Annotated in this window: 1 pseudogene; it reads left to right on the top strand. The window is 28.1% G+C overall.

Features of this window, described 5'->3' with window-relative positions:
• Nucleotides 1–205: 205 nt before the first annotated feature.
• Nucleotides 206–758 (top strand): annotated as a pseudogene (locus KI356_RS27540) (penicillin-binding protein); the annotation flags it as partial.

The following is a 758-nucleotide window of genomic DNA, read 5'->3' as shown; positions in this document are numbered from 1 at the left end:
CATAACAAAGCTAAGCTTTTGTTATTGGGTATTTTTATATTTAATTTAGTAAACTTTACCTTTTCTTTATGTTTGTTTTAATTTCTATTAAGTTTTAAACGTTATATTAATATGCGTACAAAGTAATGTATGGAAATTGTACATTACTTTTAATATAGAAAGCTTAAAATTATTAAAAATGTTGTAAGGAGGAGATTATGACAAGGTGAAAAAGAAAGAGAAAAAGAGTGGTAGAGCAATACCGATGAGGTTAAATATTTTATTTTTTTGTGTGTTTTTATTGTTTTCTGGAATTATAATCAAGTTAGGTAAAGTGCAAATTTTCGATGGAGAAACATATAAAAACGAAGTAGAAAAAAGAGAGAATGCAACTGTTAGTCTTACAGTACCACGCGGCAAAATTTATGACCGTGAAGGTAATCCAGTTGTTGACAATAAGTCTTTACGTACGATTACATATACAAAGATGAAAGGTGTAAAAGCGGAAGAAATGTTAAAAACTGCAAGACAACTTGCAGAAATAATTGAAATGCCGCAAGAAGATATTGATAAGTTAACTGAGACTGATAAAAAAGATTTTTGGATGCAATTAAATCCAAAACTTACTCAAAACTTAGTATCTAAAAAAGAAATAGATAAGTTTAGAGAAAGGGATATTACCGGAAAAGAGCTAGACAAAAAAATAGAAGAGTTAAAAAGAAAGCGTATTACAGATAAAAATCTTCAAGAATTAACAGCAACAGATATAGAAGTGTTAG

This window comes from Bacillus hominis, from assembly GCF_018332515.1.
GTDB classification, from domain to species: Bacteria; Bacillota; Bacilli; order Bacillales; family Bacillaceae_G; genus Bacillus_A; species Bacillus_A hominis.
The sequence above is the reverse complement of the archived record's forward strand: the minus strand, read 5'-3'. Positions and strand labels throughout refer to the sequence as shown.